This window comes from Mycoplasma phocimorsus, assembly GCF_030077875.1.
In the GTDB taxonomy this organism is placed as follows: Bacteria; Bacillota_I; Bacilli_A; order Mycoplasmatales; family Metamycoplasmataceae; genus Mycoplasma_H; species Mycoplasma_H phocimorsus.
Genome location: NZ_JASEJT010000010.1, coordinates 81,663 through 100,111, shown reverse-complemented (window position 1 = coordinate 100,111; position 18,449 = coordinate 81,663). Strand labels below are relative to the sequence as shown.

12 protein-coding genes are annotated in these 18,449 nt (G+C 24.5%); 4 read left to right on the top strand and 8 right to left on the bottom strand.

Annotation, left to right across the window (positions count from 1 at the left end; genetic code table 4):
- Window positions 1-98: 98 nt before the first annotated feature.
- Window positions 99-6,875 carry a pullulanase-associated domain-containing protein gene (locus QMA87_RS02985; RefSeq protein ID WP_283833837.1) on the bottom strand — a complete coding sequence of 2,259 codons (6,777 nt, stop codon included), beginning with the start codon at window positions 6,873-6,875 and terminating at the stop codon, window positions 99-101.
- Window positions 6,876-7,054: 179 nt separating this feature from the next.
- On the opposite strand from QMA87_RS02985, the gene QMA87_RS02980 reads away from it, so the two are divergent.
- The gene (locus QMA87_RS02980; protein ID WP_283833836.1) at window positions 7,055-9,058 is read left to right on the top strand and encodes a hypothetical protein; all 2,004 of its coding nucleotides are present in this window, start codon (window positions 7,055-7,057) and stop codon (window positions 9,056-9,058) included.
- Window positions 9,059-9,077: 19 nt separating this feature from the next.
- On the opposite strand, the gene QMA87_RS02975 is transcribed toward QMA87_RS02980, so the two are convergent.
- Window positions 9,078-10,277 carry a hypothetical protein gene (locus tag QMA87_RS02975; RefSeq protein ID WP_283833835.1) on the bottom strand — a complete coding sequence of 400 codons (1,200 nt, stop codon included), beginning with the start codon at window positions 10,275-10,277 and terminating at the stop codon, window positions 9,078-9,080.
- Window positions 10,270-10,590 (bottom strand): hypothetical protein, encoded by a 321-nt coding sequence (locus tag QMA87_RS02970; RefSeq protein WP_283830367.1) that lies wholly within the window; start codon window positions 10,588-10,590, stop codon window positions 10,270-10,272. Before QMA87_RS02970 ends, QMA87_RS02975 begins: the two co-directional genes overlap by 8 nt.
- Before the next feature lie 61 nt (window positions 10,591-10,651).
- Between QMA87_RS02970 and QMA87_RS02965 the strand changes: the two genes are divergently transcribed.
- Entirely contained in the window at window positions 10,652-11,479 is an 828-nt protein-coding gene (locus QMA87_RS02965) for a DNA-formamidopyrimidine glycosylase family protein (protein WP_283830368.1), read from the top strand.
- Window positions 11,458-11,748 (top strand): hypothetical protein, encoded by a 291-nt coding sequence (locus tag QMA87_RS02960; protein WP_283823994.1) that lies wholly within the window; start codon window positions 11,458-11,460, stop codon window positions 11,746-11,748. Before QMA87_RS02965 ends, QMA87_RS02960 begins: the two co-directional genes overlap by 22 nt.
- Window positions 11,749-11,759: 11 nt before the next feature.
- Here the strand turns inward: QMA87_RS02960 and QMA87_RS02955 are convergent, their stop codons facing one another.
- From QMA87_RS02955 to QMA87_RS02940, 4 genes are all read right to left on the bottom strand, one after another.
- Window positions 11,760-12,533: a SemiSWEET family transporter gene (locus QMA87_RS02955; RefSeq protein ID WP_283827311.1), complete on the bottom strand. Its 774-nt coding sequence runs from the start codon at window positions 12,531-12,533 to the stop codon at window positions 11,760-11,762.
- A 473-nt stretch (window positions 12,534-13,006) separates the two neighbouring features.
- Window positions 13,007-14,245 (bottom strand): tyrosine--tRNA ligase, encoded by a 1,239-nt coding sequence (gene tyrS, locus QMA87_RS02950; protein ID WP_283830370.1) that lies wholly within the window; start codon window positions 14,243-14,245, stop codon window positions 13,007-13,009.
- Entirely contained in the window at window positions 14,245-15,861 is a 1,617-nt protein-coding gene (locus QMA87_RS02945) for an ABC-F family ATP-binding cassette domain-containing protein (RefSeq protein WP_283823997.1), read from the bottom strand. The genes tyrS and QMA87_RS02945 overlap by 1 nt, the downstream gene beginning before the upstream one ends.
- 39 nt (window positions 15,862-15,900) lie before the next feature.
- Window positions 15,901-16,491, bottom strand: coding sequence for a hypothetical protein (locus tag QMA87_RS02940; RefSeq protein ID WP_283823998.1), 591 nt, complete (start codon window positions 16,489-16,491; stop codon window positions 15,901-15,903).
- 99 nt (window positions 16,492-16,590) lie between these two features.
- Here QMA87_RS02940 and smpB point away from each other — a divergent pair, with 99 nt between their 5' ends.
- Window positions 16,591-17,022, top strand: a complete 432-nt coding sequence (gene smpB, locus QMA87_RS02935; protein ID WP_283823999.1) for an SsrA-binding protein — start codon at window positions 16,591-16,593, stop codon at window positions 17,020-17,022.
- A 22-nt stretch (window positions 17,023-17,044) separates the two neighbouring features.
- Here the strand turns inward: smpB and QMA87_RS02930 are convergent, their stop codons facing one another.
- Window positions 17,045-18,409, bottom strand: coding sequence for an APC family permease (locus QMA87_RS02930; protein ID WP_283824000.1), 1,365 nt, complete (start codon window positions 18,407-18,409; stop codon window positions 17,045-17,047).
- Between the last annotated feature and the right edge of the window lie 40 nt (window positions 18,410-18,449).

Below are 18,449 nucleotides of genomic sequence, written 5' to 3'. Positions count from 1 at the left end.
ACAACTCCCCTTTATAAAAAAACATTTATTGCAAAATAAATGTTTAAAAATTATTATATTATATAAATAAAAGAAATATATTTTTAAATTCTTAATTATTAATTAACTGCTTTTTTATAATCTTTATCTGCATACACTTTATAATCGCCTTTTTTAACTCAGTATTCAGCTATTGTAGCTCCACCTTTATTAACGATTTTTAACATATCATTAATTGGTCATTTTAAATTACCGCCGTTAAATGATTTTTCACTGTTGCCATTTTCTTTATGAATTACAAATTCGCTAATTTGTTTAATATTTATATTTTTAAAGACAATTTTTTTATTTTTGAATTTTCAATTATTTTCATTTCATTCTGGTAATGAGCCGAATGATTGCTCTTTATTATTAGATGGATTTTTATTAGTTTCTGTAAAACTATTTTCAGTAGTTCTATAAGCATATTTAAATCCATCTTCTCAAACGTGGAGACCTCAATCACCTGATTCTTGATCAAAATTAAGAATTAAATAATCTAAATAAATAGCTTCATTTTTAAATAACATTTTAGAAATGTTTCTATTCACTCTATGTGAATTAGACCTATTATAAGTTTCATCATTATATATATCAAAATTAACTCTAATTTGATTATCTTCTATTTTAACTTCTAAGTTATTAAAGAATAATTTTTGTTCTTTAATATTAGTGAATATTAAATTTTTCTTAATAAAATCGGGATTGCGTCTTTTTACTTCATCTCAAGTAAGATTTAATAATTTATCATTTAATTTAACTTCAACATTTTCAGCTAAATTGGTTAATTTGTTTTTAAATGAGTATTCTGGTATTCAAAGTTGTTTTTCAATAGATTGTGAATCAATTGATCTTTTTTTTCTTGCAGATTCTTTAGGTTTAACTTTGTATTTTATAAGAATACCTTTAGTTTGTCCTTCAGGCTTCATGTCTTCTTTTTTAACTTCTGTTATTTCAGGCTCATATCCTTCAGGAATATTATTAAACTCTATTTTATCTTTAAATTGTTCATTATTAATATCTGTAATCTCACTAAATGATAAGTTTTCAACTTCTTTTTTAAAAATAGCATTAATGGATTCTTCTCTAACCTTAGGCTCTAGTTTTTCAAGAGTTTTAGAATTAATTTTTCTTCTTTTACCAAGTACTATTGTACTATGTGCAGGTGTTATAGGTGTACCTGCTACATAGCCTCTATCTTTATCAAGTTCAGTAATTAATTCGGGCTTACCATTTTCGCTTATTAATAATTCTCAAGATTCATCAATTTGTTCATTAACAAGAATCGCATCATCAAATGGATTAGAAATTACAATAAATTGGGAATAATTTTTATTGGCAGATGCTTGTATTCTATATTGAATAACTTTATCAGTATCTTCATCATTATTATATGGTTTAACATTATTTAGAAGAGAAACATTTTCATCCATAACTTTTAAATTTATATATGCTGTTTTATCTCTATTAAATGATGTTAAAGGAATTTTTGTATTTCCAGTTTCAGAATTAGCGCCATCAACTGCAGTTCATTGGCCACTTCCATCAACTAATTTAAAATTAATTATTTCTTTTTCTTTATCATTTCCGCCTCATTCAGAATGTATTCCAGTTTTAAGGTGTTTTAGATCTGCGCCATTAATTTTTACAACTCCCTTACCATCTTTATCAATATAAACTTTACTATGAATATTTTCATTTTTAATTGGTGCTTTACTTAAATTGTCCTTACCACAAAATTCACCAGCTAAATATCATGTTTTATTTCTAGCACTTTCAGGAGCATTAAAAAATACTAATGTAAATTCATCACCTAAATCATCTAATTTAGAATATGGTCCTTGATTATTATGATTATTATTTTTACCACCTATAAATCTAAAATTATCTACTATTTCTTGAGCTGTTTCAAATCTGAATTCATAGTTTTCTTTTCTTAGTTTAATAACATCTTTTACATATTTATGTAAATCAACAAATGCACCACCAGCAAAGTTTTTATCAAAACGTTTTCACTTATATGAGTTAGCTCAATCAGAAGCATTATATGAATTATCATGATATTTATAATCTACAATAACTCTTGCTCTACCTGTTTCTTTATGTAAAATATCCGGTAAAGCTTCTTTTCTAATGGCATTAGTGCTGCCTTCAGCACGTTCAGGGTTAGCATCTCCTAATGAAAGCGGTTTAGTTCTACCGATTTCATCTCCTCCTTGTAAAACAATTCTTCCTTGCCCGGCAAACATTAATCCTAGAGATTGTTTTGCTAATTTAATTTTGTGTTTAATTTGAAGTTGTTCATCAGATAGATCTTTACCATCACTATCTTTCAACTTGGGACTAGCTATGTTTAGCTTATCCCATAATGTATAACCATCATGAATAGTTTGATATTGAATTGCTTCATTAGGTTCATTTGTAAATGTTACATAGTCCTCTTTATTGGTCAAACTTTTTTTGTTTTGATATTCATTATCTGGATTATTGTCTTTAGTAAAGATATCAGCATAATTATTGCCAGTATCTTTATTATTTTGTGCCTGTTTAGTAATACCAGCAAGTAAAGCAGATCTTAATTGTTTAGTTTTTTTATATCCATTATCTTCTTCAGTGTTATGCACTCAACCTTTTTTAGTACCTTCATGATCTCCTACTTGTCCTTTAATAATATCTCTAATAGTATCATTAAAATAACCAACTCCAGGAACTCCACCTTGAAGAGCTTTAGTTTCACCTTTCACAAGACGTTGTGATGGAGGCAAATCAGAAAAGTCTCAAGACTCTCCATACATAATCAAATCATGGCCATCAGGAGTTTTAACTTTATCTTTAATTAGTCTAATAGTTTCTTTATCAATAAATCCCATTAAGTCAAATCTAAAACCATCTACACCATATTGATCAACCAATCATTTAGCGCTTTCAATAATAATTTTTCTAGCCATTTTATTTTCAGAAGCTAAAGCAGGACCACCAACAGGCGTAGGTCCTCCTGGTCTTCTGAAATAATGGTTAGGAACAATATTATCTAAAAATCAATTTTCAGCCATATGGTTATAAACAACATCGGCAATAACTCCAATTCCGTTATCATGTAATTTCTTAATAAGCGCTCTTAATTCAGAAATTCTTGAATATGGATCTTTTGGATCTGAAGAAAGTCATCCTTCAATTGTAAAGTAGTTATGAGGATCATAACCTCAATTATAATTAGGAGCTTTAGTTCTAGTATATACTTCTTTTTCTCCTTCTTTTTTTACTTCACCATTTCCATTAGTTCAACCCTGTGAAGTTTCATCAACGGAAGAATAATTTTGCAATGGAAGAAACTGAACATGTGTAATACCTAAATCTTTAAGATACTCAATTCCAGCATCTCAATTTGCCATACCCCTAAATGTTCCTTTATAAGCAACATCATCTCTAGAGATTGTATAATCTCTAACATGAACTTCATAACCGATCATTTTATTTAGTTTACCTTCAAGACCACCTGAAAATATACCTTGCGATTTTGAAAGGTTATAAATTCCCGCTCTTGAAGAATTCATATCTACAAATGCACCTTTACCTACTTCACCTGGTTTATGTGCTGCCATAGATTTTGCATATGGGTCTAATACTATTTTTTCATATTTAGTATTCATATTTAAAATATATTCATAATAATAACCATCTAAAGATGCAAAATACGGAAATTCTCAATATAGTTCAGGCATTTGGGTATGAATTTTGGCGCTTCAAATTCTTTCATTTTTTTTATCACCTTGAGTAAGTGCTATTGGTTTACCAACTTTTTTATTATGATTATTTTTATCATAAAGTTGAATATGGACTGTTTTTGAAGCTGGTGCTCATAACTTAACTTCTACTTCGGTTGAACTAATCATGTTAGCACCTAAATCAGGTGTTCAATATCACATATAATCTGTATCATATGTATATTCTTCACCTTCAAACAATCTTCTAGCATAAGTTGCTGCACCTAAATTCTCACCATCATAACTTGCAGTGAAAATATCGCCTAAATCTATTTTGTCATAATGTTTACTTGGTTTTTTTAAATATTCAGGTTTAAATTTAATTTTTAATTTTGTTCTTTTTTTACCATTATCTAACCCAGACATATCATTATTACCTATTTTAGTAATTTCATAATTATTTGAATTAATAGGTACAAGAGAGTTATATTTATCTAAAGTATTGAATAATTTAAGTTTTAACTGAAAATCATTAATATCATTATTTGCAATAATATCAATTTCTAATTCATCATAAGCAACTCTTTCAAATCTATCTAATCAATAAGTAGGTTTTTTATAATGGGGATTAGGATCGCCCTCATTGAATCATACTTCATCATGAGAAGTATCAAGAATAGCAGCTTCATTATTTTTATGATTCATGTCATGAACAATATATCAAAGATCTTTTGCAGAATCTATATTATTAATTTCTACATAATAAAATCCATCTTCATTTGCACTAATATTAAATTTTTTAGGATTTTCATTTCAATTAATATTACCACCTTTTCAACCATCGCCTCAAAGATGCATTCCTCAATATTCAGCTTTTGATTTTTTATCTTCTTCTTTTTTAACTCTGTAATAAAACTTAATACTTTTTAATAACTCTGTATCATTATTATCTTTTTTAAATCCAGAAAATCCATTAAGATAAACTTTTTTCTTTGAAGTTTCATTATCATTTTCACGGAAATATAACTCAATAATAGATTCACCTATTTTTCTGCCTGAATTTGAAACAGTTCCAGGTTCAACAACTTTTCATTTAACACCTAAAGGTAAATTTAAATTGTAAACATGTTTTTGAAAATATTCATTTGTTGTCTGACTTGCTTCTTCAGTTGATGACAATTCTTCTTCCATAACCTGTTTAGGTCCATTAAATGCTTCAGTAGCTAAAATGGAAGATTTATTTCTAAATTCAGCTGTTTCTATATTAGCAATATCTTCTAAAATTTCAGCGTCCGTTTTAAATCCCTTAATTTCATTGATAGTAATAACTTTTGGATCTGAATAACCATATCAAACTTCAATTTTAGTATCTTTAAGCTTTCCACTTTCTGTAGTTCCTCGATCTTTTAGTCTTCATGAAACTTTATTTTCAGTTCCTTTTACTTCAGGAAATTGATTTTTTAATTCTTCCTTAATTAAAGCATTTCTTATTTCTTTATCAAAAAGCATTTGTAAACTTTTAGTATCAGCAGAATAAGGTGTAACATCATGATGTTTATTATTTTTAATTTCAAGTTTAGAAATAGTGTCAATTAACCCTACTTTAGTTAAAAATAAATTATCATTAGCTTTTTTAAGTTCAAGACCTTTGCTAATTAAATAAGCACCACCAGCTACTCCGCCTGCTCCAGCAATAATTGAACCTGCAATTTTTGTGATATCAGAAGTGCTTAATTTTTTTCTTTTACCACTTAAAAAATAGTCATTTACTAATTTTTTAAGATCATATACAGCATTTTTTATATCTTCATTTGCAATATCATTATTAATAACTTGTTCAAGTAAACTATCAACAAATCCTTTTGATATATTAAAATTATTTAAAAATTCTTCAACAGCTTCTTGAGCTAAAAAGTATTTTTCTCTTAATTTAATTTCTTGATATTTATCTGGAGAAAAAATATATGCTAACGCTTTGCTTGTAAGTTTGTAAAATTTTTCAATCATTGCTTTACCTTTTTCAATGGTAAAGTTACTTGAGAATTCATTTTTAAGTTCAATCATTTGAAGATCAAGAGCATTAATTATGCTTTGTTCTTGTAAAAAGATAAATTGTTCACGAATTTCATTATCAAACACGCTAATATATTCAACTGGTATTTTTAATAAGTCTATACTATCAAAATTAGCGTTAATTTGGTTTTCAAAATTAGCAAATAAACTAATATTGTATTCTTTAATTTTTTGTTCAAATATTTCAAATAATTGTTCTTTTTCACTTTCGCGTTTAACTTCTTTTAAAAGAGCAAGACCTCTTTTATATTTAGAAACATATTCTTTTCAAGATGCTTTTGAATTAAAGTTGAAAATAACATTAAAGTTTTTAGTAATAAACTGATTAATTGAAGATTGCTTTTCATTTGATATTGAATCTTCAAGCTTAATATTATCAAACTCATATTTTAAAAACTTGTTTTTAATTTCTTCTTTATATGTGTCTAAAGTTTGTTTACTAAAACTACCTGAAGAAAAAAATTTATCAAGCTCTTTAGTAAATTCTTTCATTTCTTGATCAATTTTTAAATTAAGTTCTTTATGAGAATTAGAGTATTTGGAAGTTTGTGAAATTTTTCTTGTAATATAATTATTAAATTCAGATTTAACCTGCTCTTTAATATCTCTTTCTAATGCTTCTATTTTTCTTATTACTAAAGATTTTTTAGTAGAAAATTCACTAAGTAATTGTTTAAATTCATTTTTATTAAAAAGCTCTTTACCCTTTAATATATCATCAGAAATAGAAAGTAAAGTATCATACTTATTTTTATATTTATCATATTCGGAATTAACTTTCTGATACTCAACAGAAATAAGTACATCTCCACTATGTCCCTTTTTAATTTTATTTACATATTTACCATTAAGTTTTCATCCCTTAAACTCATAACCGTCTTTTAACATCGGTTCTTTTAAATACATTCCATATTTAGATAAATAATAATCAGCGTTTTCATTTAATGCAATTACATTATTATCATCTTCAAATATAATATTGTATTTATTAAAACTACAAGAAATAACTGTTGTGCCAATTGAAATAGGCAAAGCTATTAATGCTAAATTAATTTTTAATAATTTATTTTTCGATCCCATGAAATACCTCTTTAATTAATACTAATTAATTATTCTTTATAAATTAACATAAACATTATAAGTTGTATATATAGTGCTCTTATCAGCACAATACTCAACAGGTAAAAATGTGAAAAATTAAACATTTTTCTTAATTATTTCTTTTTTTTAAATATTTTTATTATTTTTATTTATTAATTTTGTCATTAAAATGACAGATTGGAGAAATTATTAAAAATATAAAAAAATGGGGAATATTCTTAATATTCCCTTTTATTGCACTAACTAGTATTAGTTGTCAAATACAAGTCATAAATAAAGATAAATTAAATAAATTAAATTATGAATTAAACAAATTAAAACAAGAACAAATTGAAAATAATTTTTTATTGCAATTAAATAATAACAATTTATCAAAACAAGAAAATAATTATGAAAATATTATAAGAGAAATTAATGATGAATCTAAATTTGAATTAGAAAAAATAAATCAAATTGAAAATAATTTTATTGCTAAAAAAAATGAAATCATTCTTAAAATACCATTTCAATTAAAAGAGTTTGAGCGATTAAAAAATTCAGAAATTATTTCAGAGCTAAATCAGCGATGCTTTGAAGGTTATAAAGTTAAAGAAATTTGACTTAAAAATAATCATGAAATTCAGCAACTAACTAAACAAGACTTATTGCAGATTAAAAATAATGAAGCATTTGAATTAGATAAAAAATTATTGATTAAAAAATCTAATTCAAATATTGAATTAATTTTAAAACTTAAAAAACTTGTTGAAGTAAAGTTTAAAATTTTTGATAAATTAATTCAAAAAAATACATATCTTGAAGAAGATGGAACAATTAATATTAATTCATTATTAACAATTAATGATCTTTCAAAAAAGGATTTAGGAAATAAGTATGAGCCTGAAGATTTTATTACTGATAGCTTAAAATGAAAATTTCAAAATCAAGAAATTGCTTTTGATGGTCAATTTTCAAAAATAAAACTTTCAAATGATACACAAAAACCTGTAATAATTAGTGCTAATCCCAAGCTAACTAGATATAAAAGATTTTATTCCCAACGTTGTGCAGCTCTTTCATCTTTAAAAAGTATTCAAAGAATGCTAATTGGCATTTTAGAAGATGATGAATTAATCAAAAATGAAATAGAAAAATCCCAAGAAAAAGACAGTTCAATAAAAAAAATATTTAGCAAAATTGGCATTTACGCTCTTTCTTGAACTGAAGCTCGAGAATTAGTTCCAATGTTTAATTTTCTTTTTGATACTATTTATTTAATTATCAATGGCTCATTAGGTGGAAAAATGAGCTTTGATGAATTAAGTGAATATATGATAAGACTTAAAGATAGTGCGGCTAGTGTTATTATTTCATTAATACCAGCAGCTAATGATGGCAAACATATATGAGAATGAAACTGAAAAAAATTTGCTTGAGAAGCAGAAGATGAAAAAGGATTATTTCTTAAATGGGATTATGCTAAATGTAAATATATTTACCCTGAATTAAACGAAAAAGCAAAGATAATACGTTCAGGAATTAATAGCGCTTTAAGTATTTTAAATTCAGGAATTATTCATATATTAAATACTTTTAAAAATGGAATAATTAAACATGAACTTATTGAAGATTGAAATAATAGTGAATTACCTTATATAGTTATTAAAGATGTAATATATTCAATATTATCATTTATAGCTGATTCTAGTTATAGTGTTATAAAAACTATTAATGATGTGATGATTAAAGCTAAAATTTCTAAAGAAATTTCGCAAGATAAAATTAAAGCTATTTCAAAATTATTAAAAGCTTTAATTGGTGATAATAAAAATAAAACTAAAAAAGAAGGTGCGCTTAAAACTATTATCGATGTAATTATTACAACAATAACTAAAGAAATTACATCATCTCAAGCTATTTCAACATTAACCTTAATTGTTGATCCTATATTAGATACTATTGAATCGAGCATGATTTTACTTAAAAATCAAATACCAAAAAGTATGAAAATTGCTCGGGGAGTAATAGATTTATTAACAACAACTATTTCTATTTCTAGTAGTACATTTAATAAAACACGTGAAGCTATTGATATTTTTTCAACCATTTCTAAACAAATTGATAAAAATAGCTCTTTTTCAACAATTACAAATAGTTTTTTAAGTCAAATAATATCAAAATAAAACAGGCTTTAGCCTGCTATTATTTATGTTTTTTAGATCTTAAATATTTAAGCAATAATGAAACTTTTTGAATAAAAATAATAAATTGACTAATTGATATTTCGCTTCGATCAGTTAAAATTAATTCTATTAATGGGCGATATCCATATTCGCCTTGAATATCTTTGGACATATTATAAAGAGTATCTTGCATCTTGTTAATGTTTAAAACATCTAAATGAGAAAGATGATCTTCATCATTAACATCATCATAAATTTCATAATCAAATCTTTTTTCTTTAATTCATATAAAATGTTGTAAACATTTTATGTTAAATTTAGAAGTTCAATTAGCAAAATATGTATTTGGAAAACTCGAAGTACGAACAATAGAATTAGAAATAATAAAAAGATATTCTTTTACAAATTCAGCAACTATATCAGTTGCAGGATCAAATGAACTAAGCGTTAAAAAATCAAAATCTAAACTTAAAAGAATTGTAACATATTCAAGAAATACGTTAAGTTTAATATCTTCATAGTCAAATTCATCAAACGCTTCAATAGCGGCATCAACTAATTGTTTAGAATCTACACCGCTAAGAGCAAGAATAAAAAGTGAAGGAATAGAATAAATTGAAAATTCTTCTGATAATTTTTCATTAATTATTAATGTTTTATAACCCTCATATTTAGCAAAATATAAATTTTGTAAATCAGAAGTTTTAATACCATAATAAATTAATTTTTTTGCATTATAAAAACCAATATTTTTAATTAAAATTGTTTTAAAAATTTCAAATAAATAATTTTGTGATTTATTATCTTTAAAAATATAGTTAACTAAAATAAATTTCTTTTCATAAAATTTATGCTTTAAAAAATCAATTTTAGAAGTTACATCATCTGGAGAAACAAATTTGATTTGAATATATTTTCGATTATCTAAATATTTATTAATTAAAAATTTAATTATCATTTCAATTTGTAATGAAACAGTTTTAGGACAAATAACTAAACAGTATTCAATATCAGAAGCATATATTTCATTAACTTGTTGAAAGATTTTTTCAAAGGTTTTAATGTTATAGCCGTAAATTGTATCTTTATAGTTAAAATATTCAAAATCTTTAACACTATAATTATTAATTTCTTTAACTACTTCAAATGTTTTTGAAGAAAAATTCTTAAGTGCTCTTTCAATATCTATATAATTGTAATTAATTTTAATTTTACTCATTATATTCCTTTGTTATATAACGTTTAAGTTTATTAAAGCCGCCTGGTGTTTCTTTAATAAAAAATTTTGTTTGTAATTTAGAAAAATTGCGGTGTAAAACTTTAAAAGAGGCATTAAAGTTGTTAGCATCAATAATGTTAATAACTTTAACATTTATTATTTCATTTACACTGAAGATATCTTTTAAATTGTAATTTTTATAATCTAAAATATCATCATATTCAATAATGCTTTTAGCATGTTTATATTCAACAAGCAGCGAATTATGATTTACTTTTTTTATTATAACCTTTATGTTCTGACCTATATACATATTAATTATTATATTATTTATATTGTTAAAATAATGATTATTTATTTGATATAATAAAAGCATGCCTGAACTACCAGAAATAATAACTATCAAAAGAGCAATGAATAATGTTATAAAAAACAAAGTAATTGCTTCTGTTGAAATTAGAAAAGCAACAGTAATTAAAAATATTGAAATGACAGATTTTGAAAGGACTGTTAAAAACGAAACAATAACTGAAGTTAAAGAAAAAAATGCTTGTCTTGTTTGAATGTTAACTAAAAATAAGGCAATTGTTTCAAACCCTAAACAAAATGGTAACTTCTTTTATTATAAACAAAGTACAAAACCAGTTAAAAACACACTAATCATTTTTAAATTTAAAGATGAAAGTGAGTTACATTTTGTTGATCCTGATCAACAAGGGTGTTTTCATTTAAGATCACACCAAACTTATACTTTAAAATCACCAATTTTAACAAAAGGTGTAACTGCAATTAATAAAAATTATGAAGATTTATTTAATGCAATTTACAAAAAAAATAAAACACTAAAATGGGCTCTTAAATCAGGAAATTATATCATTGGAATTGGTGATATTTATTCTGATGAAATCTTATTTAAGGCTGGGCTTCATCCTTTTACTTTATGTAAATTTATTTCTAAAGAAGAAGCAAGAAAAATTGTTTTAACTGCTCAAGAAATTTTGGCTCAATCAGAAATAGATATGGGAGCAGAAAATATATCAAAAATTGATCCTAATACAGAAATTGGTATGTATAAAAAACAATTAAATGTTTATAATCGCGAAGGATTATTGTGTAACATTTGTCAAACACCTATTCAGATTGTTAAACAAGGTTCAGAAAAATCTTTCATTTGTCCAAAATGTCAAGTAAAAAAATCTTAAAAAAATATAAAAAAAGTTTAAACTCTTTTTATGGTTATCAAGATTATGAACATGAGTTTATGCCAACATATGATCTTCATGGTATGGATGAAGCGAGAATGACTGGCTTTGTACTAACAAAATTATTTTCACTTTCTTCATATGGTAAAATGAAATTTATCACTGGAATAGGAAGCGGAGTTTTATCTCTAGCTATTGAAAACATTTTTAAAAGCGAAAATCTTCACTATGAGAAAATAAATTCTGGAACTTATATTGTCTATAAATAAAAACAAGAAGCTTAGATTTTATCTTCTTGTTTTTTTATATTTTTTTCTTTAAAATTAAAAGCTAATACTGCTGTTAATTGTATTAAATAAATAATAACACTTAATGCTTGTCAACTTAATGTTAAAATAAATGAAATTGGGAAAGCTGGATCATAGTATTTAGCAACAGTAAATCAGTAAAGTCATCAAGTAATATTATTTAACATAAGAATAAAACTAAAAACTACACTTACACCAGCAAACGATTTTCTTTTAAAGCTTGATATTAATTGAGGAATGAATGATAAGCATGTAAATGCTGGTATGATACTTGAAAGTAAAATTTGCATTCAAGGCGTATTAATAGTAATTAATATATGCTCATCAATTGTGCGTGTTTGATCAATTAACCAAATAATAGTTAAAATACTTGAAATTAAACACATTATTATTAGTACAATACTAATACTTATCATTCCAAGCATTTTAGAAGCATTTGTTTTTCATGATTTATAAAAATATAAAAAGAAGATCATAACACAGTAAATTATTACTGAAAGTAAATTAGCTATTACTACAGGGAGTAAACTGCCTGGTAATAATGTAGCATAAACAATTCAAAGAAGCAACCCTATATTAAATATTCAAAATGAAACAAAATTAACATTTTTCGTTTGTTTTTCTCTAATTACTTTTATCAATTGTGGCAGCCCTAAAAATACAGTTATAACTAAAGAAATAAGTCCTGAAATTACCCCAATTTTACCTAATATTGAATAATCTCAAATTTTTAAAAATCCTTCCATTTTATTCCTTTCTAACAATCTAATAAATTAATAAAAAAATTATATAGTTAATAAATAAAAAAATATGAAAAAACAAGAAGCAAAAAACCTCTTGTTTTAGAAATAATTATTAATGATTAAATCTATTAGACAGCATGTATAAGAAAAAAGACTAATAGATAAATGCTTAAAATATTATAAAAAAATAACTATAGATAAGGCTTATATAAAAATTTATAACAAAATAAAATAATTACAAAATTTAAAAAAAATATAACTATTTAAAAATTTTAAATATTTAAGCGTAAATATATAACAATTACAAAATTTCAAAAGATTTGAAACTTGCAAAATTTAATATTTTTATAGATATATAATAAAAACTTTACTTAGCAATAATAAAATAATAATAAAAATAATTAAATAAAAAAGTTTTAATAAATTATACAAGATGTAAAGAAAGTGAGCATAATTAACAAACTTGTAGAACTTTTTTAATAAGATATTTCATTTTTTATAATATAGTATTTTCTTTTACCAATTTTTACTAAAGCAAATTTATTGTCATAATAAAAATTAATAATATTTGAGGAATCAGTGATTTTTTGACTATTTATAGAAATAGAATTAGAATTTATAAATTCGTTTAATTCACGATTTGAAGAAACGATTTTATTTTGTAGTAAAACTTCTTTAATAGAAGTTTGACATGAAGAATAAGTAGGTAAACTATTTGTTAATTGTGCTATATCTTTAGCACTTAAATCAAGAAGTTTTTCTTGATTTTCAAATAATGCTGTTGTAATTTCTACAGCTTTTTGAGCATCATTTTTTGAGTAAATATTTTCAATTACTTCAAAAGCCAACATTTTTTGTGCTGTTTTTTTGAATGAAGCTTTCTTTCATTCACTAATGATTTGATCAATTTCATCAAGTGGTTTAAAAGAAAACCATTTATAAAATTTTTCTACAATAGCATCATCCAAGTTTATAAAATACTGATACAAATTAAATGGGGGGTTCATTTCTTTATCTATTCAAAGACCTCCACCGCCTTGAGACTTACCGATTTTATTACCGTTTTGATCGGTTAATAAATTACCTGTCATGATTATAGCATCATGGTCCTTGTTAACATTTTTAGAGATCATCTCGAGTCCAGTGGTGAGATTACCTCATTGATCGCTCCCCCCAAATTGTATTTTAATATTTTTCGTTCTAAAAAGATGTAAAAAATCATAACCTTGTAAAAGAGAGTATGAAAATTCTGTAAAACTGAGTCCTTTTTCAATTCTTGACTTAATTGAATCTTTAGCTAATAAATAGGAAATATTAACAAGTTTACCAATGTTTCTTAAAAAATCAATAATTGACATATCTTTATATCAATCATAATTATCAATTACTTCAAGGCCAAAAAATTCCAGTTGTTTTTTTATTTTTTGTTTATTTAAATTAATAGCTTTTTCATCTAATAATTTTCTTTCAGCATTTTTAAATGATGGGTCACCAATCATTCCAGTGGCGCCGCCTAAAATTGCATAAGGCTTAAACCCATAAGATTCAAATCGCTTCAAAATTGCGATTTGAATATAATTTCCTAAATGTAATGAAGTAGCTGTTGGATCAAAACCTATATAAATAGCACTATTTTTTTCAAGGGATTTAAACTTTTCAATGTTTGAAACATCTTTTAAAATGCCTCTGGCTTTAAGATCCTTAATAATATCCATTAATACCCCATTCTTTCTTCGTATTGTTCAAGATTTCCTCTAAATAAAAATGACTCATTAGGCTTAATTTCTAAAATTACATTAGCAACTTTTTTTACAAATGCTCTATTATATGTTGTAAATATGCACCCACTTTTATAAGCTTCAAGACCCTCAATAACTGAATCAATACTTTCAGTATCAAGATGATCAAGTGGTTGATCTAATAATAAGAAATTAGATTCAAGCAACATCATTCTTGAAAACATTAATCTTGCTTTTTCTCCACCAGAAGTAATACTTACTTTTTTAAATACTGAATCATTTGAAAACAACATTCTTCCTAAAAACTGTCTCATTCTATGATCAGAATTATCAGCATTCTCTTTAATTTCATTATTAAGAGGTCATTGGCTAATTCATTCAAGAATATTATCATCACTATTTTTAAAATATGCAGAATTATCATTAGGGAAATAAGTTTTTTTAATAGTTTGTCCTCATTTAACACTACCTGCTGTAGGTTGAATATCACCATTTAAAATTTGTAAAAATCTTGTTTTAGCAATATCATCATTACCTAAAATTACTAATTTTTCTTTTGCATTTAACGAGAATGAAACATTTTCAAATAATGTTTCTCCTTTTTCATTAACATATGTTAAATTTTCAACAGTTAAAATTTGCTTACCAGGCTCTCTAAATAAATCTCATCTAATAAATGGATATTTTCTATTTGAAGGCTTAATTTCATCAATAGTAATTTTTTCAAGTAATTTTTTTCTACTTGTAGCTTGAGCTGATTTAGAAGCATTAGCGCTAAAACGAGCAATAAATTGTTTCAATTTTTCAACTTGAGCTTCTTTTTTTACATTAGCAGCTTTTTGCATTTCAAGAGCTAATTGTGAAGATTCTTTTCAAAATGAATAATTTCCTCTAAACATTCTTGCTTCATTAAAGTCAATATCAACAACTGAAGTACAAATTGAATCTAAAAAGTCGCTATCATGAGAAACTACAATAACAATATTTGTATATTCACTTAAAAAGTTTTCAAGTCATTTAATAGCTCTTAAGTCAAGGTGGTTAGTGGGCTCATCTAAAATTAAAATATCTGGATTACCAAATAAAGCTTTAGCAAGCAAAACCTTAACTTTTTCATTAGCTTTTAATTCATGCATAGGAACAAATCATTTTTCTTTTTCAATTCCTAAGTTTGAAAGTAGTTCATTAGCACTACTTTCCGCTTCATATCCACCTAACTCTCCAAATTGTTCTTCTAATTCAGCCGCTCTAGTATAATCTTCCTCGGTTGCTTCAGGATCCATATAAATAGCATTTTTCATTTGTTCAATTTCAATTAATTTTTGATTACCTGAAATAACAACTTCATTAACAATCATTTCATCGTATGCATTATGATCTTGTGAAAGAACTGAAATTCTTTTATTCTTTTCAATAATAATTTGTCCACTAGAAGATTCTACTTCACCAGCAATAATTTTTAAAAATGTTGATTTTCCAGCACCATTTGCCCCAATAATTCCGTATGTTTCACCTTCAACAAATTTTAAATTCACATTCTCAAATAATTTTTTATCTGAAAATACTTTTGATAAATTTATAATATCTATCATTAATTTCTCCTTTTAATAAATAAAAAATAAAAAGTATAATTATACTTTTAATTTTTCTCAATTTTTACTTAAAATTGTTTGAACATATTTACTTCTATTAATAAAATAAATAATTCCAATAATAGCTGCAATAACAATGAAAATAACACCTAATCCAACCGTAATTGAGTCTTTAAAATTCATTTTAATTGCTGAATAAATAAACATTGTAATTCCATTAATTATAAAGCCTGTTATTAAACAATATGTAATAACACTGATTATTTTATTGTCATATTCTTTGCCTGCTATTTTAACCATATTATCATATGCTGAATATGATTTAAAATGTTTATTAGCAAAAAATTGTTTATTTAAATTTTTTGTAACAATAATATTTAAAGCAAAAAATGCACTTGCAATTGCGATAAATAATAGCATAAATATTGCAAAAGTAATATAAACTCAAATAGGAAGTTCAATACTTTTATTCATGTTTTTTACATTCATATTTGAAGATATATTACCTAAAAATACTAATGCACCTATAAATGTAAAAAGTAATAAAACTCTAAAAATTAATGTTTTTTTTGAATAAAAAAGCTTGTTCTTTTCATTATTTAATACTTCATTATATTCAATATAACTCATTTTTCCTCCTGTTGCTATTTATATATCTAAATAATTAATATATATTATAATTAAATAAATAAATATTACTAATAAATAAATTAAGAAATGAAGGTTAATATGATAGCAAATAATAAATCTCAAATTCGTAATTATGAGATTTTAAATACTTATGAAGCTGGAATAGTTTTAAATGGTTCTGAAGTAAAATCAATTAGAGCTGGACATATTGATCTTAAAAATAGTTATTGTACTATTTATAAAAATGAGCTATATGTTGATGAGTGTTATATTAAAGAATATATGCTTGAAAAAAGTGATACAACAAGAAGAAGAAAATTATTATTACATAAAAATGAAATCAAAAAATTAAAAGGTGATGCAGAAAAAAAACAATTAACAATTATTGTTAAAACTGTATATTGAAAACATGGAAAAATTAAATTTGAAATTGCATTGGCAAGAGGTCTTAAAAAATTTGATAAAAGAGCAAAATTAATCGAAGAAGAAACTAGAAATAAAATTCGAAAAGTAATGCAAAATTATATGTAATAAAAAAGTTAGCTATGTTTGTTTAGCTAGCTTTTTTATTATTTTTATTTTGATTTCTCTTTTTCCTAACTATAGAAATAGAAATTCATATTGTATAACTTATTAATATTAATGAAAAATAAGAAACTACTTGAACAGTATTAGCAACAGTTCATGGTTCATTAAATACCACGGGAAATAATGTAGCAATAATAATTATTAATATGACTATTGATATTACAATATAAAATATTTTTTCAATAATATGAATTTTTGGAATTTTTCTTTGTTTTTCTAAAATAAAGCAAACAACAAAATTAGTTAAATATTGAACAAGAGTTGCCGTAATTCCTAATGCAATAACATTATTAAAAAAATTTTTAAGTTGCGGAATAAATGCTGGTAATAAGGTGAAGAAAGTCATTGAAACTAAAATAACTAATGTATTAAAAATAATTGCATTTTTATATTCACCATTATTATCTTTCTTTCCTAATGTTTCAGGAAAAAAGCCTCTATGTGATATTGATGCTACTAAATTAGAATATAAATTAGTAGAAGTTAAATATGAAGATATATTATAAGAAATTAAATATAAACCAAAAATTACGACACCAATTGGCCCAATAAAACGATCATAAATATTTACAAACCCTTTAATTTCATTTAAGTTTGTTCCTAAAAATAAAAAATAAATAAGAACATAAATTGTAAAAATTACAGCAAAAACAACTAAAAGAACTTTTCTAATATTTTTAAATTTTACTTCTCTAGTCATATTTGGCAATGTTTCAATTCCACCAAAAGCTAAAGTAAAAAGTAATGTTAAATTTAAAATATTAGCAGCTGATACTGATTTATGATATTTCATAATATTATCATGAAATTTAAATTCACTAAATGAGTAATAAGCAACTAATATAAAGCCTAAAATTAAAACTGCTCATTTAATTAAGGACATTTCTAAAATAACAAATTTAGATAAATTAAATCCTCTAATAGAAATAAGAACAAGCACAAAAAATATAAGTAGACTTACGCCTCTTGTCATTCATAAAATTAATGAATTATTTGTATAAATTTCAGCAATAGAAACAAGAAATAATGGTCCTGATGCTGAAAAAAGTGGTACTTGAATATATTGGTGCATTGCAGCAAAAAATGTTAATTCTTTATTACCGGTTTTTTCAGCATAAGCAACTGTACCGCCAATTTCATTTGGGTATGATTTTACCAGTTTTGAAGCTGAAAGCATAGTTCCAAGCGAAACTAATGCTGCCAAAAACATAACAACAAAACTTCAATAACCTATTTGAACAACACTTAGAATTGTAGAGACAAATCCAAACCCAATAATGTAATTTATAGCAAGTAATGTGAACTGCCTCTCATTTAATCTTTTTTTCATAACATATAAATATTAACACATACTAAAAACACATATTAAA